Consider the following 22,696-nt stretch of genomic DNA (forward strand, 5'->3'; position numbering starts at 1 on the left):
ATGAACCTGGACGAATTTCTTGCCCAAACACAGGACCGAGTTCGGACCGATTTGGCGGAGCGCATGCTGGATGCTGCAGCGCCTTATCCTCACGAAGAATTGATCTTCTCCGAAGTCGTCATGCAGCACATGGCCGACGTCGGAATGATCGATGATCCAAAGATTTGCCAGTACTCCGGGAAGGTCGGTAATGCGGTTCTTCGTCTGGTCGGTTATGCTGTTTCGGAGGATCTTGATACGCTCGATCTCTTCGTAAGTCTTTACGCAGGCGCTCCGACCATAACGCCTGTGCCCGATGCGGACGTTATGCAGGCCGCAGGCCAATGTTTGCAATTTTTGAAGAATTGCGTCGAAGGGAAGCTCGTAAAGAAACTGGACGAGACAAACGACGCCTACGAGATCGCAACGGTTATTGAGACATGCTACGACAACCTCGACAGGATCAGAATATTTGTACTGACTGACTGCCAGTCAAAGGCGAAAGCGTTTAAGCCGCGGGATGTCAAAGGCAAGACTATCTCCCTAGAAGTTATGGATATAGAACGACTTCACAGACATTGGTCCGAGGGCAAGCCACGTGACGAACTCCTTATCAATTTTCAAGAGGTCAGTGGCGATGCTCTGCCATGCGTATATGTGCCAGGGCAGTTAGCCGGATACGATTATGCTCTTGCCGCCATACCAGCTGAGACACTCTATATTCTTTATGAGAAGTTTGGGCCGCGCCTTCTGGAAGCTAATGTCCGATCATTCTTGAGCGCTACTGGCAAGGTTAACCGGGGCATCAGAGACACTCTGCGTCTCGCGCCAGAACACTTTATGGCGTTCAATAATGGAATCGTGATGGTGGCGGATGAGGCTCGTATCGGTCGGGCGTCCGATGGCTCCATTGGATTGCTCGGACTGAAGGGAATGCAGATCGTCAACGGAGGTCAGACGACTGCCTCAATTTACTTTACGAGGAAAAAGTCGCCCGACACTGACATTTCTCGAGTTCGCGTCCCTGCAAAGATAATAATATTACAATCGTCTGACCCTGAGTCAGAGGAACAGATGATTGCGGATATTTCTCGGTTCGCAAACAGCCAGAATTCCGTGAAACAGTCGGATCTTTCCGCCAATAAGCCTTTCCATGTACAGCTTGAGAAGCTTGCAAACACCACGTTTTGTCCCGATGGCGTAAGCCGATGGTTTTACGAAAGGGCTGCAGGTAGTTATAATGTACTGCTAGCACGTGAAGGCACTACGCCAGCCAAGCTCCGACAACTAAAAGAGGCCGTCCCTGCTGCAAGAAAGATATCAAAAACTGACTTGGCAAAGTATCTACATGCGTGGGATGAGAGGCCGGATGTCGTGAGCCAGGGCTCTCAGAAGAACTTTAACACGTTCATGCAGGATATTGCTGAAGGTGGATTCGCTGCACCAGATCCTCTCACGGTTCAATGGTACAAGACAACAATTGCCAAGGCCATCCTTTTCAAGGAAACGCACAAGATATCGCGAGCTAAGCACTTTGCGCAGGCACAAGCTAATATTGCCGCTTATCTAGTTTCCGTTCTGGCCAACCGAACAGGTGATCGACTTAGCTTTGATCGCATATGGAGCCGCCAAGCGCTTTCTCCTCAGCTCGCTCAACAACTGGTCGCTTGGGCACTTGAGGTAGAAGCTGCACTGAGAAGCAACGCCGGTGCGAAGATGATATCTGAACAGGCCAAGCGACCTGAATGCTGGGAGGCCGTCCGGCAGTACGATTATAGCGATCTGCGGACTGATATACCTGAACTCGACTAACGTAGCCAGTTGGCTGAATTCATCATCACGTAGAAACTGTGACTTCAGCCACATGAGTGCCTGCAAAACTCACTTAGTGGACTTTTACGCTGCAAACAGCCGGAGGTCGGTGACGGAGTTCAATGCATCAAACGCAGATACCAGAGTTCGAGATACCACTTCGGCTATCTTGTTTGCCAGCAAGGGTGGAACTGCATTACCCACCTGAACGTACTGTTCGGTTCGGTTTCCCTGAAATAGGTAGTTGTCAGGAAATGTCTGAAGGCGTGCAGCTTCACGAACGGTCAAGCTCCGACACTGAAGTGGGTCGGGGTGAATGAAGTAGTGGCCATCTTTGGATATGTGGCTCGTAACAGTGCTCGACGGATCGTTCCATGTCTGAACGCGAAAGCGGTCCTTGAACTTGCCAGACTTCCAGTTTTTATGGTTTGGAGCTAAACCTTCTGGATAGTCACTGGCCTTCGGTGAGGCGCCGTGCAGAGATGAGAATGTAGACGCGAACGCGTAGCGAGCGAGATCGGCTGACATGTGTCCACGGGACTCATGATTTGGCAGAAAGGTCAGGCGGGGATCGATCAGCCACGCTGCGAGGGCGTTATGCTGTATCGCTGAGAAGGCGCCGGACGACCTCGGCAAAACCTCGCTGCTCGCTTCTAGCTCTGCTGCTAGCTCTACAAGTCTAGCAGCTACGCCATCGAGTACGTGACATTCCTCTACAAACGCAGCTTCTGCGGCTTCTTTAAACGCTTCAACGACTACCGTTTTCCACGTTTCTGCTCCGTCCGCCGTTTTCGACAGTCCGCTGCGCAAAGGTGGCATGCCACGTAATACGTCACCTACCGAAGGTCTATTGGATGCGGTATCCAAGGCATTCTCGAAGAGTGTGTCGCCAAGACCATCAGCGACGTCAGCTCGTATACCAAACAGTATCACCCGATGTCGGCATTGTGGAATGCCGTGCATCTCGGCCTGTATCAAATGCTCTTTCGTTCCCGCCTTGGCGCCAGTGACCAGCGGAAAAATCCGATAGGAATCGTGTTTGCCTCCCGCAGCACGAAGGTCCGAAAGCACTTTCGGGAATATTGATTCCCCATCAACCTTCGCCGACAATATACCTTTTACGTTTTCCATAACAAACGCAACGGGGCGAAGACGCTGCAAAATTCGTATGTACTCGCGATATAAAAAGTGACGATGATCTTTGCTTGCAACGTAAGAAGCGATGCCCCTGTTTCGTGACCGCCCGACGAGAGAGTAAGCTTGGCAAGGGGGGCCTCCGACTAGGATTACTCGATCGTCGGACGATTCTCGTATCTTGTCTAGCATTGGGTCAATAACAGTATTTGAACCGGCTGAGCCTAGCTCTAGACGAACCGTCTCTCTACATGCAGACTTCCACTGCTCGGGAAACAGCGCGATAAGCCGTTCATGGGTGAGCTTTCCTGCTATAAACTCGTAATATTCGTCCGGTACCTCTCCATCGAATTGGCGGTAGAAACTGCGCAGGCGCAGTGTCGCAAAGGCAGAGGCTTCTTTTTCGACCGAGAGGACGATATCGAACATACGAGCGCCGTCAGCCGCTCGCACTGCGGAAAATCCCTCGGCGAGGCCGCCAGGGCCGGCAAACAAATCTACAACCTTGAACATTCGAACCAGCAGTCACATTTTTCCTAGAGGGAAGACCATACCAAGTTTGGCGGCATCATACAGATTTTCTTCCATGGTTGACGTTGTTGATGCCGCAACGCGGTCACGGATGATGGCTGGGATTCGTGGATCGAACACCAAGCCGGAAATCACGCTTCGTCGGGCGCTCCATGCGCAGGGCCTGCGCTTTCGCCTTCATGCTCGCTATCTTCCGGGACGGCCTGATATTGTACTGCCCAGATGGCGAGCAGTTATCCTTGTCCATGGCTGTTTCTGGCATCGTCACACGGGTTGTCGCTATGCGACAACTCCGGCAACTAGGCCGGAGTTCTGGAGCGAAAAGTTCGGTAAGAATATGGAACGGGACGCGAGAAACGTACGCGACCTCGCCGAGGCGGGTTGGCGTGTCGCTATAGTTTGGGAGTGCATCATTCGCTCCCGTGGTGGCGAGCCCATTGCGATAATATTAAAAGACTGGCTGCACGGTGATTCTCCCTACGTTGAAATACCGGATTATTATTTACTAGGTTGATAAAGCAACTGAAGCATTTTCATGTCAGCGGCAGTTCAATGGCTGTCTCGATTTGTTGCATAGCATCCGATATGCGCCCCTCTCCCAAGCGGACACAGGGAGATGTGGTAATTAGACTGCGATGTCCGAGAAGCCGCCCAATTATCGACAATGTCTCATTGCTCATGGCGGCGTGGCTTGCGAGCGTATGGCGCAAATCGTGAGGTCTAACGTTGGAGAGATCAGCCGATCACGGGTGTTTTGCCAATAATTGGTCAGTTTGAGCAGCGGTTTACGACGGTCCGAGTTCCAGAACACCTAAGGGATATCACTAAGCCGGGGGCGTCGAGCACGATCGCCAGCGCCGGTTAGCCGCCTTCGGCCCGGTGCTGGTGTTGAGCACTGCAAACCAGCGCGTGACATGTTCCTCGCTGATTTCGTCGATCGATATGCCGGAAATTGAGCCTTTTATAGAGCGCGAGGGGCGGGGGCAGACTCGTTCGAAGATTTCTGAACTAGACCGCAACGGACAGCGAATGTCGGGCTGTGCTCGTGCGGCTCCCCGCAACCACCTTCATTTGCAACACCTTCTCGGTCACCGCCGCGGGGGCTTTTTGCGTTCCGCACGTGCTGATCCCGCGATCGGGGCGCGTGCCGATGCTCGATGCGAGCGGCGTGGCCGTGATCGCCGAGATCCTGCGGCGAGCCGCGACCACGCATACGCGCGTGATCCTGCGCGGCGTGGCTGCGCAACCAGCAGCGATCCGGCACCCACGAGCACGCTGGGTGCAAGCGTGATCAGAGAGTTTCGCTGCGCGCTTTTTCAGAACGAGAAGAGCACGGGGCTATCGCGTCGCGCGCGCGGTAGGCCGGTTTGCGTCTGTCTGGGGCCTCATCCGAACCGCGTAGATAGGCGGGGAAGTGCGGTCGAAGCGGTACTGGCGCGAAGCACTGCCGACTCAGCCAGATTTCCGGACCTAGCCTCCGCGCGCGCTGGGCTCGTGTCTTTCGAGAGCAGGGGCTTTGTGAACTGGGACGACCGGAGGAATGCCGAAGCGTTCCGGTTGTCACGCGAAGGGGAATTCAGGTCATCGTCACGGCGGCACGGCCGTGCTCGATGATCGCCGTGCCGGCCGTTTTGACGGCGCCGTCGGGACGCGCGACGGTATCGACCGTCCGGAATTCCGTTTTCCACTGGTCCGTACCCACGTCGCACAGCAGGTAACCGCGGCGGTCGTTGGTCCAGGCGAGGAACGGGTTGCGGGCGCGGATGCGGTCTTCGCCGACCCGGCGATCCGCACCGTCGCCGCCCGAGCTGATCGACGTGCCGACGAACTCGACGGCGACGGCATCGCCCTGGCCACCCTCGGTGCGCAGCACGCCGGCATAATTCTGATGCTCGTCGCCGGTCAGCACGACGGCATTGCCGAGCCCCTCGACCATCTTCAACACGCGTTCGCGCGGCGCGTCGTAGCCGCCCCAGCTGTCCATGTTGCGGATCGGCGCAGGCTCGTCGCCGGTGCGCCGGTCGAGCGGCATCATCATCACCTGCTGCGCCAGCGCGTTCCACCGCGCCTTCTTCTGCTTCAGCGCGGTTGCGAGCCACGCCTCCTGCGCGCGTCCCATGACCTGCGCGGCGGGATCCGCCCACCCCTTGCAGCGCGTCTTGAAGCCATCGTCGCACGGCTGGTCGCTCCGGAATTGCCGGGTGTCGAGCAAATGCAGGTCGAGCAGATTGCCGATCGTCGCGCGGCGATAGATCTGCATGCCCGCAGGTCCCGGAAACGCCGAACGACGCAGCGGCATGTGCTCGTAATAGGCCTGGAATGCCGCGGCCCGGCGCAGTGCGAACACCTCGGGCGGATCGTTTTCCTGGTCGATCTCGCCGACCCAGTTGTTCTCGACCTCGTGATCGTCGAACGTGACGAACCACGCCGCGGCGGCGTGGGCGGCCTGCAGGTCAGGATCGGTCTTGTACTGGGCGTAGCGGCGGCGATAATCGGCGAGGTCGAACAGTTTCTGCCCGGCATGTTCGCGGACGAAGCGGCGGGGCTTGCCGTCATAGCCGACCGGCATTGGCGCGCTTCGCCCTTCGTAGATATAGTCGCCGTAATGGAAGACGAAGGCGGGGTCGTCCGCCGCGAGGTGGCGATAGGCGGTGTAGAGGCCGTCCTCGTAGTTCTGGCAACCGGCGACCGCGAACCGCAGCCGGTCGAGTGGCGCACCAGCAACCGGCAGCGTCCGTGCGCATCCTGTGGTCGAGCGCTCGCTGCCGACCATGAACCGGTACCAATACGGCCGATCGGGTAGCAGGCCCGCGACCTCGACATGGACGGAGTGGGCGAGTTCGGGACGCGCCAGCGTATTGCCGCCCGCGACCAGCGTCGCAAAGCGAGAGTCGGTCGCGACCTGCCACTCGACCTCGACCGGCTGCATCGGCATGCCGCCATGCTCGGCGAGCGGATCGGGCGCGAGCCGGGTCCAGATGACGAAGCCGTCCGCAGCCGGATCGCCCGCCGCGATGCCGAGGCGAAACGGGTAGGCGGCGAAGAGTTGCTGCGCGCGCAGGATCGCCGGCGCGCCGACCAGCGCCGCGGCGGCGCCGATCATGGTACGGCGATTGAAAAGCAGGCGCGAGGTCGTGTCGGTCATGATGGTCTCGTCAGTAAAGGGGCTGGGCGACGAGGGCCGCTTCGCCTGTGCAGAGCGCAGCGTCGGGTTTCGCCGTTCCGCCGTCGTGTCGAAGTGCCGCGATCTCCTGCCTGGCTGCGGCGAGATCCGCTGTGAAGGCCGGGTCGCCCTGCATCGCGGTCAGCGTCGACGACGCGGATAGCCGCCCCGCTTCGACGGCGCTGGCATTGTGGACGCCGCACACGATCCGGCTTTCGCCATAAGCCCGGCCGCGTGCGAGCAGGGCGGTCGCGCGATCGGGCGCGATCTGCGCCAGCAACGTCGCCATCGTCCAGCCCGCGGTCGTGTGGCCCGACGGGTAATCATAGCTGTCCGCCACCTCGGCGGCGGGCTGGCAGATCGGTCCGCGGTCGATCAGGAACGGTCGCTGCCGCTTGTAGAATGTCTTGGCGCCGTTGGTTTGGCGGGATGTGTCGAACATCGCGCGCCGAAGCAGCGCGGCGGTCCGCGGGGCGTTCTCGGGCGTGAGCGCGATCCCCATCGCGCAGTTGAAGTCGCGGAACAGGTCGGCGGGCGCAGACTTCACGTCGTTGGTGGCCAGCGCCCAGCGCGGGCTGCCCTGCAAGGCGCGCGTCGCCTTGAAGATCGCACGGTCGGCGACCCCGCGAGGGTCGGTGGCCCTGGGGGCAGGCGGCAGGACGGCCAACACGTCGAACGCGCCGGGCTTGAGATAACCCGCCGGCCCGAGCGCCTGCTGCGCGCCGGCAACGGCACCAAGGCTCGCGAGCGTGACGGCGAGGAGAAGCGGCAAACGCGTCATGGAGCGAGTATCCTGATGGCTTGGATCATGAGACGCCGTGCGCCGGTTTGGCAGGGGCAATGGACCGGTAATGTGTCAGCCACGTTGCATCGCGCTCGCCCACAGCGCCGCGGTTTCCTCTGGTGGCGGACAGTCGAGCACGAGCAGAAGTCGCTCCTCGCCGGTGCCGGCGATCGGCGGCGACCGGTGGATGATCGCCTGCTCGCCGGCGAGAACACGGCCCTTGAACAGACCGACCGCACCGGTGTCGAGCGATTGCGGTGTCTCGACGACCGGTACGTCCGGGCTATCGACCGACCGTTCGATCCACTGCGTTCCCGATCCGCGATAGGTGCAGATCAGGCGAACGGAGACGTAATCGGCGTGCCAGCGTTTGCAGGCGTCGCCGACCACCCGCTCCAGCCGGATCACGACGTGCGACAGCGCCATGATCGCCGCGAAGGACGTTGTGAGCGCGGCGATGTCCGCGGCGATATCCGCATGCCAGGCGGCGACGGGCAGCTGTGCGAACGCACTCGTCAGTTCCTCCTGCGCGCGATCGACCGTCGTCGTCATCTGGATGGTGCCGAAACCGCCTAGCGCCCCGACCGGCACCGATGGTCGCTCCCAGATCGCGAGATTGACGTCGGGGTCGAGGATCGCAGCGAGCGCGTCGACGGTCCGCGCCCGATGAACGTGCGAGCGGACCGGCGCGAGTATCGACGCGTCGGTCATCACGCCATCTCCCGCACGCCCCAGGTAGGGAACGGATCGGGCAGCCCCTCCCACAACCGGGGGGTGAAAGCGGTGGCGGGCACCAGACAGGCATCGAGACGGCGCCGGATCTCGGCCTCGTCCATGTCGATGCCGATGAAGACCAGTTCCTGCCGTCGGTCGCCCCAGATCGGCGACCATTTCGCGGCGACCATCCGATCCCACGCTTCACCGCTCGGTCGCTTCGGCTCCGGCACGCAGGCCCACCAGCGGCCCAGCGCCTCCGTTACCGACTGCGCGCCGGCCTGCGCGAGTTCGCCACACCAGTCGGGGCGCGTCGCGAGCCAGAAATGCCCCTTCGCCCGGACCACACCCGGCCAGCCGCCGTGCGCGAACGCGTGGAACTTCACCGGGTCGAACGGCGCACGAGCCCGGTAGACGAAGCTTTCGACGCCGTATTCCTCGCTCTCGGGACGGTGATCGGCATGACCGTAGAGTTCCTTCGCCCAGAGCGGATGCAACTCCGCCTTCTCGTCGTCGAACAGCCCGGTTTCGATAACAGAATCGAGCGGCACGCGTCCGTGATCGGCCACGACAATGCGGGCATCGGCGTTGAGCGACGCGACCAGTTTTCGCACGGTCGCGAGTTGCGCGGCGTCGACCAGGTCGCCCTTGGTGATGACGATCACGTCGGCGAACTCGATCTGCTCGACCAGCAACCCGACCAGGCTGCGGCGATCGTCGTCGCCGAGCGCCTCGCCGCGATCGGCGAGAAAGTCGGTGCTCGCATAGTCGCGGAGCAGGTTGGCGGCGTCGACCACCGTCACCATCGTGTCGAGCCGCGCGACGTCCGACAGGCTTTCACCTCGCTCGTCCTCGAACGAAAAGGTCGCGGCCACCGGCAACGGTTCGGAGATACCGGTACTTTCGATGACCAGGCAGTCGAACCGTCCCGCATCGGCCAGCGCTCGCACCTCGACGAGCAGATCCTCGCGCAGCGTGCAGCAGATGCAGCCATTGGTCATCTCGACCAGCGTGTCTTCACCGCGCGACAGGGCGGTATCGCCGCTGCGCACCAGATCCGCATCGATGTTCACCTCGGACATGTCGTTGACGATCACCGCCACCCGCCGGCCCTCCCGGTTGGCGAGGATGTGATTGAGAAGCGTCGTCTTACCCGCACCCAGGAATCCGGACAGGACCGTCACAGGCAACAGCGGCTTCATATCCTGGACCATCGACTTACCTCATGTAAAATGATATGATGTATCATTACGGTATTGATGACGAGCGTGGCAAGATGAGAACGATACGGACGTGCGGAATGGACTGGCTCGATCGGGCGGCGATGGCGGGATCGGCGGCGTGCATGGTGCATTGCCTTGCACTACCGCTCCTCCTGGCGGCGGTGCCGATGGTGTCCGCGATCATCGTCATCCCCGAAAGCTTCCACCGTTGGGTGTTGCTGTTGGCTGTCCCGATAGCGGCGATCGCGCTGATCGGCGGGCGGACCCGTCACGCCACATCATGGCCTCTGTGCCTTGGTGCCGCTGGACTGGGTCTGATGACGATAGGGGCGTTCGTCCTGCCAGAAGGCAGCGCCGAGGTCGCTTTTACGGTGACTGGCGGCGTCCTGGTGGCGACCGCGCACATTATGAACCTGCGACTGCGGCATACCTGCCTCGGCTGACAACAGTCCGGCACTTCGCGTTGAAGATCTCGCGGAGCTTGCTCGCTAACGGACTGAAGGAGGCTCTGCCTTCGCCCGAGCAGCGCAAGCGCACATGCGGCGGGATGTCCGCAAACCGGCCTTCGCTAATCTTACGCGGGGTCGGACAGTGTAACTTCCGGTTTATCCTGCTAGCGGACGTCCATGCTCAAGATACGAACCAAGCGGCGCGCGACGGAGACGGGGCGCGCGCTCGAGCGCCTCGCGGCGGTGGAGGCGTCGGTGAAAGCGCTTGGCGACGAGGATCTGCTCGACCTTGCGGACATCTTTGCCGCAGGCGATCCGACGCCGTTGCGCGAGATGGCGGGGTCCGAGATGCGCCGACGCGACATCCGCTTGTGAAACGATTCCCGTCGCGCTTCCGGCGCCTCGATGGTGCACTCGCCGATCTCGCCGTCGAGGAGCCGATGCTGCTTACCGAGCTCGACGGCTTCCTCACCGGGCTGCTGATTTGCCCGGAGGCGATTCCCCCGGGCGAATGGATGACCGTCGTGTGGGGAACGGACGTCGACGGCGTCGCGCCGTTCGAGGACCCGCTGGACGTGCAATGGTTCGCCGACGCGGTGGCGGCGCGACGCGAAGAGATCGCGCGCGATCTTGTCCGTGGCAAGCTTCAGCCGATCTTCGACGTCGACGAGCGCCATGGCGAGGTCCTTTGGGAATATTGGATCGACGGCTTCGCCGAGGCGATCGCACTACGTCCGAACGCCTGGGAGGCGATGGCCGGCAACGCTGAAAGCGCAGCGCCGTGGTCGGAATTGGCGACGCTGATCGCCGTCGCGCGCGACGAGAGCGACCTCGACAGCGTGGAGATCAACGCGCTGCAGGACGGTGCCGCGTCGGCGCTGACAGAGGCCGTCCAGCTTCTTTACGCGGCGCGTGCGCGCCTCGCCGGCACGACGTCGCTCGATGCGCTGGCGACGACGGCATCGAAAGTGGGGCGCAACGATCCGTGCCCTTGCGGGTCGGGGAAAAAGCACAAGCGCTGCTGTGGTTGATCGGGTCGTAGGCAGGGATATCGCGGCCTGATTAGTGGCGAGGCCGCCGACAACCTGGTCGAGCTATTAGGCGAACGGAGCGTACCCGAGGCCCGTCTGGACGCTGACACGATGTACCGCCCGCCAAGCGACATGAACGGCTGTCCGCTTTGCGCTTTCGACTGCTCGCCCGAATTCCAGTGCGAGGCCACGCGTTAATATACGTCAATAGCGCCAGCCACAACAGCGACATATGCGAACGATGTGCATTAGCGTATCGGCTCGCGTAGGGGCGTCCTCATTCGGGGGACATCATGCGGTTTGGGCTTTTCACTCTACTGGCTTTGCCGATTGTCGGTACGACCTCGCCGGTTTGCGCGCAGGCGATACTCACGCCGGCGGGGGACGATACCGACGGTCGGTCTTCGGACGTCCCTGCGGATATCATCGTCAGTGCGACCCGCAGCATCCTGCCGCCCAACGCGCTGCCGCTGACGATCGACGTGATCGACCGCGCCGCGCTCGACCAGCAGGTCGCGATCGGCGGGTCGGTGGTCGATGCGGTGTCGAACCTGACGCCGTCCTTCTCGCCGACGCGGCAGAAGCTGTCGGGTGCGGGCGAGACGTTGCGCGGGCGCTCGCCGCTCTACGCGATCAACGGCATCCCGCAGTCGACGCCGCTGCGCGATGGATCGCGCGACGGCTTCACGATCGATCCGTTCTTCATCGACCGCGTCGAACTGATCTACGGCTCGAACGCGTTGCAGGGGATCGGCGGCACCGGCGGGATCGTCAACCAGGTGACCGTGCAGCCGCCGCGCACCGAAGGTCTTTCGGGCCGCGCGCTGGTGCAGGGGACGGCCGATACCGGCTTCAGCGGCGACGGCAAGGGCGGCAAGGTCGCCGGGCTCCTCGCGTGGAAATCGGGGCGCTTCGACGTGATGGCGGGCGGTGCATACGACAAGCGCGGCGCGTTCTACGACGGGCACGGCAACCGCGTCGGCACCGACCTGACTCAGGGCGAAACGCAGGACTCCCGCAGTTGGTCGGTGTTCGCACGCGCCGGCTATGCGCTGACGGACACCGCGCGGATCGATCTGATCGCCAACCGGTTCGAGCTGAAGGGCGGCGGCAACTACATCGCCAGCAACGGCAATTTTCGCACGAACCTGCCGACCACGTCGGTACGCGGGACGCCGCCGGGCGATCCGGCCGAAAACCGCACCGAGAGCATCGCGCTGTCGCTGACCGATCCCGATCTGTGGGGCGGCAACCTCGTGACCCAGGTCTTCTTCAACCGGTCGCGCGATACGTTCGGCGGTGAGGTCGCACCGATCGCGACGTTCCAGGACGTGCGGCTCGCGCCGGTCGGCACGCTGTTCGATCAGTCGCAGAACCGCTCGCGCAAATATGGCGGCAAGTTCAGCTACGAACGCGGCATTCCCGGCTTCGAGGCGCTGACCGCGACGCTCGGCTTCGACGCGCTGTACGATCGCACCGAGCAGCGCCTGATCGCGACCGACCGCGTCTGGGTACCGCCCGCCGACTTCCGCAGCCTCGCGCCGTTCGGGCAGGTCAACCTCGCGCTGTTCGACAAGGTCGTGCGGATCGCCGGCGGTGCACGCTACGAGAATGTGAAGATCGTCATCGACGACTACACCACGCTCGCCTCGGACGGCAGCCACGCGGTCGCGGGCGGCAGCCCGAGCTTCAGCAAGGCGCTGTTCAACGGCGGCGTCATCGTCGAGCCGATCCCCGGCATCCGCGCTTATGGCAGCTATGCGCAAGGGTTTACCGTGCCCGACGTCGGCCGCATCTCGCGCGCGATCAACCGCGACGGGGTCGACCTCGACAGCTATGTCGACATCGCGCCGATCGTATCGAACAACCGCGAACTCGGGGTCGAGGTGAAGCGCGGACCGATGAACGCGAGCGCGACCTATTTCTGGTCGACCAGCACGCGCGGGCAGGTACTGGTGTTCGTCGGCGGCGCCTACGAGGCGCAGCGCCAGCGCGTCGAAATCCAGGGGATCGAGGTCAATCTGGAGGCGCGGATGCCGCTGCCGGGGCTGACGCTGTCGACCGGGTTCGCGCATCTTGTCGGCCGCACCGACTCGAACGACGACGGCAAGGTCGATATCGATCTGGACGGCGCGAACATCTCGCCCGATCGCCTGAACCTCGCGGCGAGCTATGTACGCGGCAAGGTGTCCGCCCGCGTGCAGCAGCAATTCTACCTCGCGCGCAAATATGCCGGGCTGCCCGCCGCAAACGACTTCGGCGGCTACAATATCACCGACGCCTCGATACGGTACGCGTTGCCTGTCGGCGCGCTGACGCTGAGCGCGCAGAACATCTTCGACCATTTCTATATCGATTATTACAGCGACACGGTGCGGCCGACCGACAACGCGCATTTCTTCTCGGGGCGCGGGCGCAATTTCACGCTCGGCTGGGACGTTCGGTTCTAGCATGGCGCTGCTCGATACGCTGCACCGCTGGGCTGGCGGGTTCCTGGGCCTGATCCTCGCGCTGCTCGGGCTGACCGGCGCGATCCTGGTGCACCGCGATGCGTGGATCATGCTGCCGCATGCCGGCGACGGGCAGATCCAGAGCACGCGCATCCTCGCCGCGACCACCGAGCGGTTGATGGCGGACCCCGCGAACCGGCCGCAGAGCATCACGTTCGCCAACGCCAATCTCGGGCTCGACCGGCTCGATTTCGGCAAGGGGGCAGGGGCCTATACCGATCAGGCGGGCACAATCGTCAGCCAGTGGCAGAGCCAATGGGCGCGGCCTGAATTGTGGCTGTTCGACCTGCATCATCATCTGTTTTCAGGCGACACCGGCGAGACGATCATCGGGATCGCGGGCGTGGCGGGGCTGTTCTTCGTGATCACGGGGACGATCCTGTGGTGGCGGACGCGCAAGACGTTCGCGTTCCGCCCGTTGCCAAAGCGTCTTAGTCGTCCGGCGATCGTCCGGCACCACCGCGATCTGGGGATCGTCGCGGCACCGTTGCTGATCCTGTCGCTGCTGACGGGCGCGACATTGGTGTTCCGGCCGATCAGCGCACTGTTCCTCGGCCCCAGCGCACCGGCGACGATCGACGCGGCATTGAAGCCGCCGAAGGGGCCCAAGGTCGCGCTCGCCGATCATCTCGACTGGCAGGGCATGGTCGTCGCGGCGCGCGCGCGCTTTCCCGACGCCGAACTGCGCAGCCTGTCGCTGCCGCGCAAGGGAAGCGGGCTGGTGACGATCCGGATGAAGCGGCCGCAGGAGTGGCTGCCGAACGGGCGGACGACGCTGTGGTTCGCGGCCGATGACGGTCGTCTGATCGGCGCGCGCGATGCAGCGTCGCTGTCGAAAGTCGTCGCCGCCTACAACATCCTGTATCCGCTCCACGCCGCCAAGGTCGGCGGGCTCGGCTACCGCCTCGTGATGACGCTGTCTGGGCTCGTTCTCGGCCTGCTCGGGACGTTGAGCGTCTGGAGCTTCTGGTTCAAACGGCCTGCGCCGCCGAAGGTGCGGGCCAAGGGCAGCGCCCGATAAGCGGGTTAGGCTCGTTCTTTCAAGGTTTCTCGGTCGAACGGTCTAGTCAGCAAGGCGCCGATGCCGCCAATAGGGCGCAACTTTCCGTAGCGAAGGCGTCCGTGGTCGGATTGGATGAAGCGTTGCGGCATGCTGGAATGCCGCGATACTATCGAGAAACTCGTAAGGGAGACCGCGGTGAGCAGCTCGAAAAAGTCCATGCGGCGCACACTTGTGATGCTGTCTGCGATCGGCCTGTCCGGTAGCGTTTTCGCGCAATCGGCCGCCACCCCGCCGTCCGCGCCTGAAGCCATCGCGAGCGCTGCGGCGGCCCCAGCGTATACGCCGACCGTCGCCAATCTCGAGGCGCGCCGGTGGTTCCAGGATGCGAAGTTCGGCGTGTTCCTGCACTGGGGGCTGTACAGCGAGCTCGGTGGCGGCGGTTTGCCGGGGCTGGCCGAGTGGATCATGCAGGAGAACAAGATTCCGGCCGACAAATACGCGCGGCTGGCCAAGTTCTTCAATCCGGCGAAGTTCGATGCGGATGTCTGGGTCGGATCGTTCAAGGCCGCGGGCGCGCGCTACATCGTCGTCACCAGCAAGCATCACGACGGCTTCGCGATGTTCGACAGCACGGTCTCGCCGTACAACGTGGTCAAGGCGACGCCGTTCGCGCGGGATCCGATCGCCGAACTGGCGGCCGCATGCCGACGGCAGGGCGTGAAGCTGTTCTTCTATTACTCGCAGCTCGACTGGCACAATCCCGACTATTTTCCGCGTGGCCAGACCGGGCACACCACCGGCCGACCGGAATCGGGCGATTGGGAGAAATATCTCGACTATCAGGATGCGCAGCTCCGCGAGCTGCTGACGCAATACGGCCCAATCGGCGGCATCTGGTTCGATGGCTGGTGGGACCAGGAGAAGACGCCGCTGCGCGATCGCTGGCGGCTCGATCGGACCTATCGCCTGATCCACGCGCTGCAACCCGCCGCGCTGATCGTCAACAACCACCATCGCGCGCCCTTCCTGGGCGAGGATTACCAGACCTTCGAGCGCGACCTGCCCGGGCAGAACACGATGGGCTACAGCGACCCGTCGGCGATCGGCTCACTGCCGCTCGAGATGTCGGAGACGATGAACGGCAGTTGGGGATTCAACCTCGTCGACGACAAGTACAAGTCGCCCGAAACGCTGGTGCGCACGCTCGTCGGGGCGGCGGGGCGCAACGCCAATTTCCTGCTCAACACCGGGCCGATGCCGAACGGCGAGATCCAGCCTGAAAACCTGGCGACCTTCCGCACGATCGGCGAATGGATGACCGCGCATGGCACGGCCATCTACGGCACGCGCGGCGGGCCGATCGCGCCGGGGGACTGGGGCGTCGCCACGCAGCGGGGCAAGACGGTGTACGTCCATCTGATGCGCGCGCACGACGGGCGGGTCACGCTGCCGATCGATGCGCCGATGCGGGGCACGGTCGCATCCGCACGGCTTTTCGACGGCGGTGCACCGGTAAAGGTCATGGCAGGCAAGGGCAGGATCGAACTGTCGGGTCTGCCGCCGCTGGGCAAGGCATGGGACCAGATCGTCGCGCTGGAATTGCGCTAACGTTTGATTGGCGCCGACCCGGTTTTGCAACCGCGGGCGCGTCGCCTCAGGCGTCGCGCGGCGGCTGCCAGCCCAACGCGATCGAGATGCGCTGGCCGGTCTGCTTGAGTTCGGCACACGCGTCTTCGATCGAGACGAGTTGCGAGCCGTCGAGCAACTCGAGGAACGGCACCGTCAACGCCGCGAGCAGTTCGCCGTCGAAGCCGAAGATCGGGCAGCTGATATCGGTCACGCCGCGCGTCACCGGGCTTTCGCGCAGACCGTGGCCCTGCGCGCGAACCTGCCGGAGCGTCTTGGCGAGCGCGGCGTGCCCGACCGGCTCCTTGCGCAACGCGGAGGCGCGCGCCAGCAGTCGTTCCGCCGCGTCCTCGGGCGTGAAGGCGAGGATGACGCTGCCCGAGCAGCTGCGCACCAGATCGATCGACGCGCCGACGCGCAGCGCGAAGCCACGCACGCCGGGATTTTCCTCGCGGGCGATGACGAGCCCTTCGGCGCGCTGCACCACGACGAGATGACAGGACTGGCCGATCGCCGCGGCGAGCATCTGCATCTCGGGCTGCGCGGTGACGACCAGCTTGCGCGCGGGGGTGGCGCGATAGGCCACGTCGAGGAACTTGTAGGTCACGGTATAGCGATCGGTGACCTTGGATTTCTGCAGATAGCCTGCCTCTTCCATGACCACGACGATGCGGAACAGCTCGCCGAGCGAGCGTTGCAACGCAGTCGCCATCTCGCTCGCCAGCAGCCCCTGCGGGTTATTGGCGAGAAGTTCGATGATCAGGAACGCCTTGTCGAGCGCGGGCGCATTGTAGTTGCCCTTGCGCTGCGCCGCGTCCCCCTCCTGCTTCGCCATCGTTTCCTCGTCCCCCGTTCTGGCGTTGATGTCTAACCGCAACCGCCCCGCCAAGGAAGGCGCGCGGGCAGGGCGCCGGCTTAGGCTCTCAGTCCAATCGACTCAGATGGTGACGATCGCCTTCAGCACGTCTTCCTGCCGGGCGATCAGCGCCGGAATCGCGTGCGGGGCATCGTCGAGATCGACGCGGTCTGTCAGGAACCGGTCGGCCGGGACCGAGCCGTTGCGGATCGACGCGATGACATGGTCGAAATCCGCCGCGAGCGCGTTGCGGCTGGCGAGCAGGGTCGTCTCGCGCTTGTGGAATTCGGGGTCGGGGAAGACCAGATCGTCGAGGCACAGGCCCACCAGCACATAGGTGCCGGCGTTGGCGACGTTGAACAGCCCCGCCTTCATCGCCTGGCTGCTGCCCGTCGCGTCGAACACATAGTCGAACATCTCGCCATCCGTTCGATCCGCCAGCGCGGCGGTCGCATCCGGGCCGGCGACGACGCCGTCATCGAAACCGAACCGCTCCGCTGCGGTCGCGAGACGCTTTGCGCTGCGATCCAGCAGCGTGACGGAGCCGGCGCCGGCGATCCGCGCGAACAGCGCGCAGCCTATGCCGATCGGTCCCGCCCCGGTGACCAGCACCCGAGTGCCCGGTTCGATCGCGGCGCGGCGGACCGCGTGCGCGCCGATCGCGAGAAATTCGACCATCGCCGCCTGATCGACGGTGAGGCCGTCGGTCGTCACGATCGAACCGACCGGCACCGCGAGAAACTCGGTCATGCCGCCATCGGCGTGCACGCCGAGCACGCTGATCTGTGCGCAGCAATTGGGTCGCCCCCGCCGGCACGCGACGCAGGTGCCGCACGCGATGTACGGATTGACCGTCACGATCTGGCCGTGTGTCAGCCCGCTGTCCGCAGGCGCCTCGATCACCTCGCCGGCAAGTTCGTGGCCTATGAGGCGCGGATAGGTGAAGAACGGCTGGCTGCCGTCGAAGATATGATAGTCGGTGCCGCAGATTCCGACCCGCCGCATCCGCAGCAGGACCTCTCCCTCGCCGCGATGGGGCGTCGGCCGGTCTTCTATCCGCGCCGCGTTGGGCGCCGTGCAGACCAATGCCTTCATTGCTTCCTCCACTATGTCGTTCTGCGTCGCTGGGTCGTTCTGCGTCGCTGGTCGCGCGCCGAGGGCAGGGCGCCTGCTCCACAACGACCGGCTGATTGACGCAGAATGAGACCCGCCTATCATATGTGCAATCGAAATTCGAGTTTCCGGTTATAGTCGTCGCCGGAATTGAGGAGAGAAAAATGTCTCGTCGCGTGTGCTTTGCGCTCGATCTCGTCGATGATGCGGATCTGATCGCCGACTATGAGCGGGCGCATGCGCCGGGCGCGGTCTGGCCCGAGGTGACGCGGGGTATCCGCGACAAGGGTTTCACCGACATGGAAATCTGGCGTGTCGCCGATCGCCTGGTGATGATCGCGCAGGTCGCCGACGACTGGCCACGCGACCTCGACGCCGAGGGAAAGGCAGTCGATGCGCGCTGGGAGGCGGCTATGGATCGCTTCCAACGCCCGCTGTCGTGCGCGGGTGATGGAGAAAAATGGGTGCCGATGCGCCGCATATATTCGCTCGGCGAACAAGCCGGCTAGCGGGTGCCGTCGACGAGACCCGTGCATCCTGTGGGCATGCCCTCCGGGGAAGAGGTTGCCAAACGCGAAGCGCTCGGTTAGCTCTCGCTCGTGAAAATATGATCTCGCATGTGTGGAGGCGGTCGTTCGCTGCCACACGTTTATCGATGGCCTTCGCGGCGTCGCAACGATCGAGACTGGAGAGACAGGATGGCCTTGCCGCCGATGATCGATTCTCACCCGGCCGATCCTCACGATGCCCCGCGTTCGACGGGCGGCGCGGACGGCGGGCGCTATGTCGCGGCGCTGGTCATCACCGTTGCGCTGTTCTTCCTGTGGGGGATGGCGAACAACCTGAACGACATCCTGATCGCGCAGTTTCGCAAGGCGTTCGCGCTGTCGGACTTCGGCACCAGCTTCGTCCAGCAGGTCTTCTATTTCGGCTATTTCGTCGTCGCTATCCCGGCGTCGTCGGTGATGCGACGCTTCGGTTACAAGACCGCGATCGTCACCGGGCTGACGCTGTACGGGTGCGGCGCGTTGCTGTTCTATCCCGCCGCTGTCGCCGGCATGTACCAGCTGTTCCTGCTCGCCTTGTTCGTGATCGCCTGCGGCCTCGCGTTTCTCGAAACCTCGGCCAACCCGCTGATGACCGAACTGGGCGATCCGCGCACCGCGACGCGGCGGCTCAACTGGGCGCAGGCGGCCAACCCGCTCGGCGCGATCACCGGGATTCTGGTCGGGCGCAATTTCATCCTGTCGGGGATCGAGCATAACGAGCGCAGCCTGGCGGCGATGAGCGACGCGGCGCGCGACGCGTTCTACCGCGCCGAAGTGCAGGCGGTAGTGATGCCTTATGTCGCGATCGCCGGCGTCGTGCTGCTGTTCGCGGTCGCCGCCGCGCTGGTGCCGTTCCCGCGCGGCAGCGTCGAGCATGACGCGGGCCCCACGGGTCGCTTCACCGACGTGTTCCGCCGCCCGCAGCTGATCGCCGCGGTCGTCGCGCAGTTCTTCTATGTCGGCGCGCAGGTCGGGCTCTGGAGCTATACGATCCGCTATGCGCAGGCCAACGCAGGGATGGGCGAGCGTGCCGGGGCCGATGCGCTGTTCGTGTCGCTGGTGCTGTTCGCGGCAGGGCGGTTCGTCGGCACTGCACTGATGGCGCGGCTTGCGCCGGTCGTGTTGCTGGCGATCTTCTCGGCGATCTCGCTGCTGCTGGCGGTGTTCGCGGGGACGGTCGGCGGCACGATCGGCCTGTATGCGATGGTGGCGGCCAGCCTGTTCATGTCGATCCAGTTCCCGACGATCTTCGCGCTCGGCGTCGAGGGTCTGGGACCGCTGCGCAAGGCTGGTTCGTCCTTGATCATCATGGCGATCATCGGCGGCGCGGCGCTGACCGCGCTGATGGGCTGGGTCTCGGATCGCGCCGGAATCACGCATGCGATGCTGGTGCCGGCTGCGTGTTTCGCAGGCGTATTCGCCTTTGCACTGTACGCCCGCGGCGCGAGCGCGCGGGCATCGATCTGAAAGGAAAGACGACGTGGATAGACTGAAGGGCAAGCGCGCGATCGTGACCGGCGCCGGCCAGGGTATCGGGCGCGCCGCGGCCGAACTGTTCGCCGCAGAGGGCGCCGAGGTGCTCGCGCTCGATCGCAATGCGGCGGCATTGGCGGATCTCGCCGGATGCACCACGCATGTCATCGACCTGACCGATCGCGCCGCGATCAGGGCGTTCGCTGAAACTGCCGGCGGGGTCGACGTGCTGTTCAACTGCGCAGGCTATGTCGATGCGGGCGTGCTGCTCGAGACTGCGGATGCGGGCTACGACCTGTCGTTCGACCTCAACGTTCACGCGATCACGCACATGCTGACCGCGCTGCTGCCGGCGATGATCGCGCGCGGCGGCGGCTCGATCGTCAACATGTCGTCGGTCGCCGGCGCGGTGATCGGCGTCGGCAATCGCTACGCCTATTGCGCGTCGAAGGCCGCGGTCGCCGGGATCACCCGCTCGGTCGCGCTCGATTATGTCGGCAAGGGTATCCGCTGCAACGCGATCTGCCCGGGGACGGTCCAGTCGCCATCGCTCGACGAGCGGCTCGCCGCGACGGGCGACGAAGCCGCGGCCCGCGCCGCCTTCATCGCACGTCAGCCGATGGGCCGGCTCGGCAAGGCCGACGAGGTCGCGGCGCTCGCGCTGTATCTCGCCTCGAACGAGAGCGCCTACACCACCGGGCAGTTGCACGTGATCGACGGCGGCTGGTGCATGGCCTGATGCGATGGTGACGATCGCCTCGACCCTCGATTTTCAGCGTGCGGCGAAGGCACGGCTGCCGCGCTTCCTGTTCGATTATGCGGACGGCGGCGCGTATGCCGAGCAGACGCTGCGGCGTAACACCGCGGATCTCGGCGACATCGCGCTGCGCCAGCGGGTGTTGCAGGACGTCGCGACGATCGATCTGTCGACCACCTTGTTCGGCCGGCAGATGCCGCTGCCGGTGGCGCTCGCACCGATCGGGATCGGCGGCATGTATCGCCGCCGCGGCGAGACGCAGGCGGCGCGCGCCGCCAACGCGCGCGGCCTGCCGTTCACGCTGTCGACGGTCGGGCTGTGCGGGATCGACGAGGTCCGCCGCGCCAGCGACGGACCGTTGTGGTTCCAGCTCTACGTCCTGCGCGACCGCGGTTTCATGCGCGCGCTGATCGCGAACGCCAAGGCGTCAGGCGCGGAGGCGCTGGTGTTCACGGTCGACATGCCGGTACCGGGTGCCCGCTACCGCGACGCGCATTCGGGGATGTCCGGGCCACGTGCGCCGCTGCGCCGGATGCTGCAGGCGATCGGCCGACCGGGCTGGGCGTGGGATGTCGGTCTGCGCGGGCGGCCGCACCGGCTCGGCAATCTGGAGCCGGTGCTCGGCAAAGCCAGCGGCATGAACGACTACATGGGCTGGCTCGGCGACAATTTCGATCCGTCGATCCAGTGGCGCGATCTCGACTGGATCCGCGCCGCGTGGGATGGCCCGCTGATCATCAAGGGTATTCTCGACCCCGACGACGCGCGCGCCGCCGCCGAGGTCGGTGCGGACGGGATCGTCGTCTCGAACCACGGTGGCCGGCAGCTCGACGGCGTGCTGTCGACGGCGCGCGCGCTGCCGGCGATCGCCGATGCGGTCGGCGATCGGCTGACCGTGCTGGCGGATTCGGGCGTGCGCTCGGGTCTCGACGTCGTGCGGATGCTCGCGCTGGGCGCACACGGCGTCCTGCTCGGCCGCGCGTGGCTCTATGCGCTGGCCGCGCGCGGCGAGGCGGGCGTGACCCAACTGCTCGACCTGATCGAAAAGGAAATGCGCGTCGCGATGACGCTCACCGGCGTCAACACGATCGCCAAGATCGATCGCTCCATTCTGGTTTCTGCAAAGGATAATCTATGAAACTCTGTCGCTATGGCACGCCCGGAAACGAACAGCCGGGCCTGATCGATGCCGATGGCCGCTTGCGCGCGCTGACCGGCCACACCGACATCGCCGCTGATACGCTTTCGCCTGAAGCGCTGGCGAAGCTCGCCGCGATCGACCCCGCCACGCTGCCGCTGGTCGAGGGCGAGCAGCGCTACGGCGTGCCGGTATCGGGCACGCGCAAATTCATCGCGATCGGGCTGAACTACGCCGATCACGCCGCCGAATCGAACCTGCCGATCCCGGCGGAGCCGGTCGTCTTCAATAAATGGGTCAGCTGTCTCCAGGGCGCGAACGATCCCGTCGTCATCCCGCGCGATTCGAAGAAGACCGACTGGGAAGTCGAACTCGGCATCGTCATCGGCACCCGCGCCGAGTATGTCGAGACCGCCGACGCACTCGCGCATGTCGCGGGCTACCTCGTGGTTAACGACGTCTCCGAGCGGCACTGGCAGATCGAACGCGGCGCGACCTGGGACAAGGGCAAGGGCTTCCCGACGTTCGGCCCGGTCGGCCCCTGGCTCGTCACCGCCGACGAGGTGGGCGATCCGCAGAACCTGTCGATGTGGCTCGACGTCAATGGCAAGCGGATGCAGGACGGCAGCACGAAGACGATGATCTTCTCGGTCGCCGAGATCGTCGCTTATTGCTCGCAGTTCATGACGCTGGAGCCCGGCGACATCATCACCACCGGCACGCCGCCGGGCGTCGGCATGGGCCAGAAGCCCGAGCCCTGGTATCTGAAGGCGGGTGACGTCGTCACGCTCGGCATCGAGAAACTCGGCGAGCAGCGCCAGGATTTCGTCGCCTGGCAGCCGCGCCGCTAGG

At 63.9% G+C, this 22,696-nt stretch carries 21 protein-coding genes; 14 read left to right on the forward strand and 7 right to left on the reverse strand.

The window, feature by feature from the left end:
• Positions 1-1,791 carry an AIPR family protein gene (locus ASG20_RS00085; RefSeq protein WP_056046990.1) on the forward strand — a complete coding sequence of 597 codons (1,791 nt, stop codon included), beginning with the start codon at positions 1-3 and terminating at the stop codon, positions 1,789-1,791.
• A gap of 84 nt (positions 1,792-1,875) precedes the next feature.
• Here ASG20_RS00085 and ASG20_RS18825 read toward each other — a convergent pair whose 3' ends face one another.
• Positions 1,876-3,354: a DNA cytosine methyltransferase gene (locus ASG20_RS18825; RefSeq protein ID WP_330218649.1), complete on the reverse strand. Its 1,479-nt coding sequence runs from the start codon at positions 3,352-3,354 to the stop codon at positions 1,876-1,878.
• A gap of 157 nt (positions 3,355-3,511) precedes the next feature.
• Between ASG20_RS18825 and ASG20_RS18830 the strand changes: the two genes are divergently transcribed.
• Both ASG20_RS18830 and ASG20_RS00095 read left to right on the forward strand, forming a co-directional pair.
• Positions 3,512-3,970 carry a very short patch repair endonuclease gene (locus ASG20_RS18830; protein ID WP_082470662.1) on the forward strand — a complete coding sequence of 153 codons (459 nt, stop codon included), beginning with the start codon at positions 3,512-3,514 and terminating at the stop codon, positions 3,968-3,970.
• Positions 3,971-4,501: 531 nt separating this feature from the next.
• On the forward strand, positions 4,502-4,747 hold the full coding sequence (locus ASG20_RS00095) for a hypothetical protein (RefSeq protein ID WP_156363983.1): 246 nt from the start codon (positions 4,502-4,504) through the stop codon (positions 4,745-4,747).
• Between the two features lie 285 nt (positions 4,748-5,032).
• Here the strand turns inward: ASG20_RS00095 and ASG20_RS00100 are convergent, their stop codons facing one another.
• The 4 genes from ASG20_RS00100 to ASG20_RS00115 all read right to left on the reverse strand — a co-directional run bounded on the left by ASG20_RS00100 (position 5,033) and on the right by ASG20_RS00115 (position 9,331).
• A complete protein-coding gene (locus tag ASG20_RS00100) occupies positions 5,033-6,601 on the reverse strand; it encodes an alkaline phosphatase D family protein (protein WP_082470663.1) in 1,569 nt (522 codons plus the stop codon).
• Between the two features lie 10 nt (positions 6,602-6,611).
• On the reverse strand, positions 6,612-7,400 hold the full coding sequence (locus tag ASG20_RS00105) for an acid phosphatase (RefSeq protein ID WP_056047000.1): 789 nt from the start codon (positions 7,398-7,400) through the stop codon (positions 6,612-6,614).
• A 75-nt stretch (positions 7,401-7,475) separates the two neighbouring features.
• The gene (locus tag ASG20_RS00110; protein ID WP_056047002.1) at positions 7,476-8,114 is read right to left on the reverse strand and encodes a DUF1826 domain-containing protein; all 639 of its coding nucleotides are present in this window, start codon (positions 8,112-8,114) and stop codon (positions 7,476-7,478) included.
• The gene (locus ASG20_RS00115; RefSeq protein ID WP_236698723.1) at positions 8,114-9,331 is read right to left on the reverse strand and encodes a GTP-binding protein; all 1,218 of its coding nucleotides are present in this window, start codon (positions 9,329-9,331) and stop codon (positions 8,114-8,116) included. The genes ASG20_RS00110 and ASG20_RS00115 overlap by 1 nt, the downstream gene beginning before the upstream one ends.
• An 86-nt stretch (positions 9,332-9,417) precedes the next feature.
• Between ASG20_RS00115 and ASG20_RS00120 the strand changes: the two genes are divergently transcribed.
• The 6 genes from ASG20_RS00120 to ASG20_RS00150 all read left to right on the forward strand — a co-directional run bounded on the left by ASG20_RS00120 (position 9,418) and on the right by ASG20_RS00150 (position 15,941).
• On the forward strand, positions 9,418-9,783 hold the full coding sequence (locus ASG20_RS00120; RefSeq protein ID WP_056047005.1) for a MerC domain-containing protein: 366 nt from the start codon (positions 9,418-9,420) through the stop codon (positions 9,781-9,783).
• A gap of 183 nt (positions 9,784-9,966) precedes the next feature.
• Positions 9,967-10,164 carry a hypothetical protein gene (locus ASG20_RS00125; RefSeq protein WP_056047007.1) on the forward strand — a complete coding sequence of 66 codons (198 nt, stop codon included), beginning with the start codon at positions 9,967-9,969 and terminating at the stop codon, positions 10,162-10,164.
• Positions 10,161-10,820, forward strand: coding sequence for a UPF0149 family protein (locus tag ASG20_RS00130; RefSeq protein WP_056047008.1), 660 nt, complete (start codon positions 10,161-10,163; stop codon positions 10,818-10,820). The genes ASG20_RS00125 and ASG20_RS00130 overlap by 4 nt, the downstream gene beginning before the upstream one ends.
• A 293-nt stretch (positions 10,821-11,113) precedes the next feature.
• Positions 11,114-13,270 carry a TonB-dependent receptor gene (locus ASG20_RS00135; RefSeq protein WP_056047010.1) on the forward strand — a complete coding sequence of 719 codons (2,157 nt, stop codon included), beginning with the start codon at positions 11,114-11,116 and terminating at the stop codon, positions 13,268-13,270.
• 1 nt (position 13,271) lies between these two features.
• Positions 13,272-14,351: a PepSY-associated TM helix domain-containing protein gene (locus ASG20_RS00140; protein WP_056047012.1), complete on the forward strand. Its 1,080-nt coding sequence runs from the start codon at positions 13,272-13,274 to the stop codon at positions 14,349-14,351.
• A gap of 198 nt (positions 14,352-14,549) precedes the next feature.
• Positions 14,550-15,941 (forward strand): alpha-L-fucosidase, encoded by a 1,392-nt coding sequence (locus tag ASG20_RS00150; protein ID WP_056047017.1) that lies wholly within the window; start codon positions 14,550-14,552, stop codon positions 15,939-15,941.
• A 46-nt stretch (positions 15,942-15,987) separates the two neighbouring features.
• On the opposite strand, the gene ASG20_RS00155 is transcribed toward ASG20_RS00150, so the two are convergent.
• Together ASG20_RS00155 and ASG20_RS00160 are read right to left on the reverse strand one after the other, a co-directional pair.
• Positions 15,988-16,794 (reverse strand): IclR family transcriptional regulator, encoded by an 807-nt coding sequence (locus ASG20_RS00155; protein ID WP_056047021.1) that lies wholly within the window; start codon positions 16,792-16,794, stop codon positions 15,988-15,990.
• Positions 16,795-16,896: 102 nt separating this feature from the next.
• Positions 16,897-17,910 carry a zinc-binding alcohol dehydrogenase family protein gene (locus tag ASG20_RS00160; protein WP_056047024.1) on the reverse strand — a complete coding sequence of 338 codons (1,014 nt, stop codon included), beginning with the start codon at positions 17,908-17,910 and terminating at the stop codon, positions 16,897-16,899.
• 182 nt (positions 17,911-18,092) lie between these two features.
• Here ASG20_RS00160 and ASG20_RS00165 point away from each other — a divergent pair, with 182 nt between their 5' ends.
• The 5 genes from ASG20_RS00165 to ASG20_RS00185 all read left to right on the forward strand — a co-directional run bounded on the left by ASG20_RS00165 (position 18,093) and on the right by ASG20_RS00185 (position 22,695).
• Positions 18,093-18,437 (forward strand): L-rhamnose mutarotase, encoded by a 345-nt coding sequence (locus ASG20_RS00165; RefSeq protein ID WP_056047027.1) that lies wholly within the window; start codon positions 18,093-18,095, stop codon positions 18,435-18,437.
• A gap of 204 nt (positions 18,438-18,641) precedes the next feature.
• The gene (gene fucP / locus ASG20_RS00170) at positions 18,642-19,943 is read left to right on the forward strand and encodes an L-fucose:H+ symporter permease (RefSeq protein WP_056050174.1); all 1,302 of its coding nucleotides are present in this window, start codon (positions 18,642-18,644) and stop codon (positions 19,941-19,943) included.
• A 13-nt stretch (positions 19,944-19,956) separates the two neighbouring features.
• Complete coding sequence (locus ASG20_RS00175) at positions 19,957-20,688, forward strand: SDR family oxidoreductase (RefSeq protein ID WP_056047031.1); 732 nt, start codon at positions 19,957-19,959, stop codon at positions 20,686-20,688.
• A gap of 7 nt (positions 20,689-20,695) precedes the next feature.
• Positions 20,696-21,844: an FMN-dependent L-lactate dehydrogenase LldD gene (lldD, locus tag ASG20_RS00180; protein WP_056050177.1), complete on the forward strand. Its 1,149-nt coding sequence runs from the start codon at positions 20,696-20,698 to the stop codon at positions 21,842-21,844.
• On the forward strand, positions 21,841-22,695 hold the full coding sequence (locus ASG20_RS00185; RefSeq protein WP_056047036.1) for a fumarylacetoacetate hydrolase family protein: 855 nt from the start codon (positions 21,841-21,843) through the stop codon (positions 22,693-22,695). Before lldD ends, ASG20_RS00185 begins: the two co-directional genes overlap by 4 nt.
• Position 22,696: the final 1 nt, after the last annotated feature.

The organism is Sphingomonas sp. Leaf198, assembly GCF_001424005.1.
Taxonomy (GTDB): Bacteria; Pseudomonadota; Alphaproteobacteria; order Sphingomonadales; family Sphingomonadaceae; genus Sphingomonas.

Bases quoted from the DNA above. Each gene is read 5' to 3' on its own strand.
- ASG20_RS00140 (WP_056047012.1), top strand. From the start codon at position 13,272: ATGGCGCTGCTCGATACGCTGCACCGCTGGGCTGGCGGGTTCCTGGGC.
- ASG20_RS00135 (WP_056047010.1), top strand. From the start codon at position 11,114: ATGCGGTTTGGGCTTTTCACTCTACTGGCTTTGCCGATTGTCGGTACG.
- ASG20_RS00125 (WP_056047007.1), top strand. From the start codon at position 9,967: ATGCTCAAGATACGAACCAAGCGGCGCGCGACGGAGACGGGGCGCGCG.
- ASG20_RS18830 (WP_082470662.1), top strand. From the start codon at position 3,512: ATGGTTGACGTTGTTGATGCCGCAACGCGGTCACGGATGATGGCTGGG.
- ASG20_RS00105 (WP_056047000.1), bottom strand. From the start codon at position 7,400: ATGACGCGTTTGCCGCTTCTCCTCGCCGTCACGCTCGCGAGCCTTGGT.
- ASG20_RS00115 (WP_236698723.1), bottom strand. From the start codon at position 9,331: ATGGTCCAGGATATGAAGCCGCTGTTGCCTGTGACGGTCCTGTCCGGA.
- ASG20_RS00120 (WP_056047005.1), top strand. From the start codon at position 9,418: ATGGACTGGCTCGATCGGGCGGCGATGGCGGGATCGGCGGCGTGCATG.
- ASG20_RS00085 (WP_056046990.1), top strand. From the start codon at position 1: ATGAACCTGGACGAATTTCTTGCCCAAACACAGGACCGAGTTCGGACC.
- ASG20_RS00160 (WP_056047024.1), bottom strand. From the start codon at position 17,910: ATGAAGGCATTGGTCTGCACGGCGCCCAACGCGGCGCGGATAGAAGAC.
- ASG20_RS00155 (WP_056047021.1), bottom strand. From the start codon at position 16,794: ATGGCGAAGCAGGAGGGGGACGCGGCGCAGCGCAAGGGCAACTACAAT.
- fucP (WP_056050174.1), top strand. From the start codon at position 18,642: ATGATCGATTCTCACCCGGCCGATCCTCACGATGCCCCGCGTTCGACG.
- ASG20_RS00165 (WP_056047027.1), top strand. From the start codon at position 18,093: ATGTCTCGTCGCGTGTGCTTTGCGCTCGATCTCGTCGATGATGCGGAT.
- ASG20_RS18825 (WP_330218649.1), bottom strand. From the start codon at position 3,354: ATGTTCGATATCGTCCTCTCGGTCGAAAAAGAAGCCTCTGCCTTTGCG.
- ASG20_RS00110 (WP_056047002.1), bottom strand. From the start codon at position 8,114: ATGACCGACGCGTCGATACTCGCGCCGGTCCGCTCGCACGTTCATCGG.
- ASG20_RS00185 (WP_056047036.1), top strand. From the start codon at position 21,841: ATGAAACTCTGTCGCTATGGCACGCCCGGAAACGAACAGCCGGGCCTG.
- ASG20_RS00100 (WP_082470663.1), bottom strand. From the start codon at position 6,601: ATGACCGACACGACCTCGCGCCTGCTTTTCAATCGCCGTACCATGATC.
- ASG20_RS00150 (WP_056047017.1), top strand. From the start codon at position 14,550: ATGCGGCGCACACTTGTGATGCTGTCTGCGATCGGCCTGTCCGGTAGC.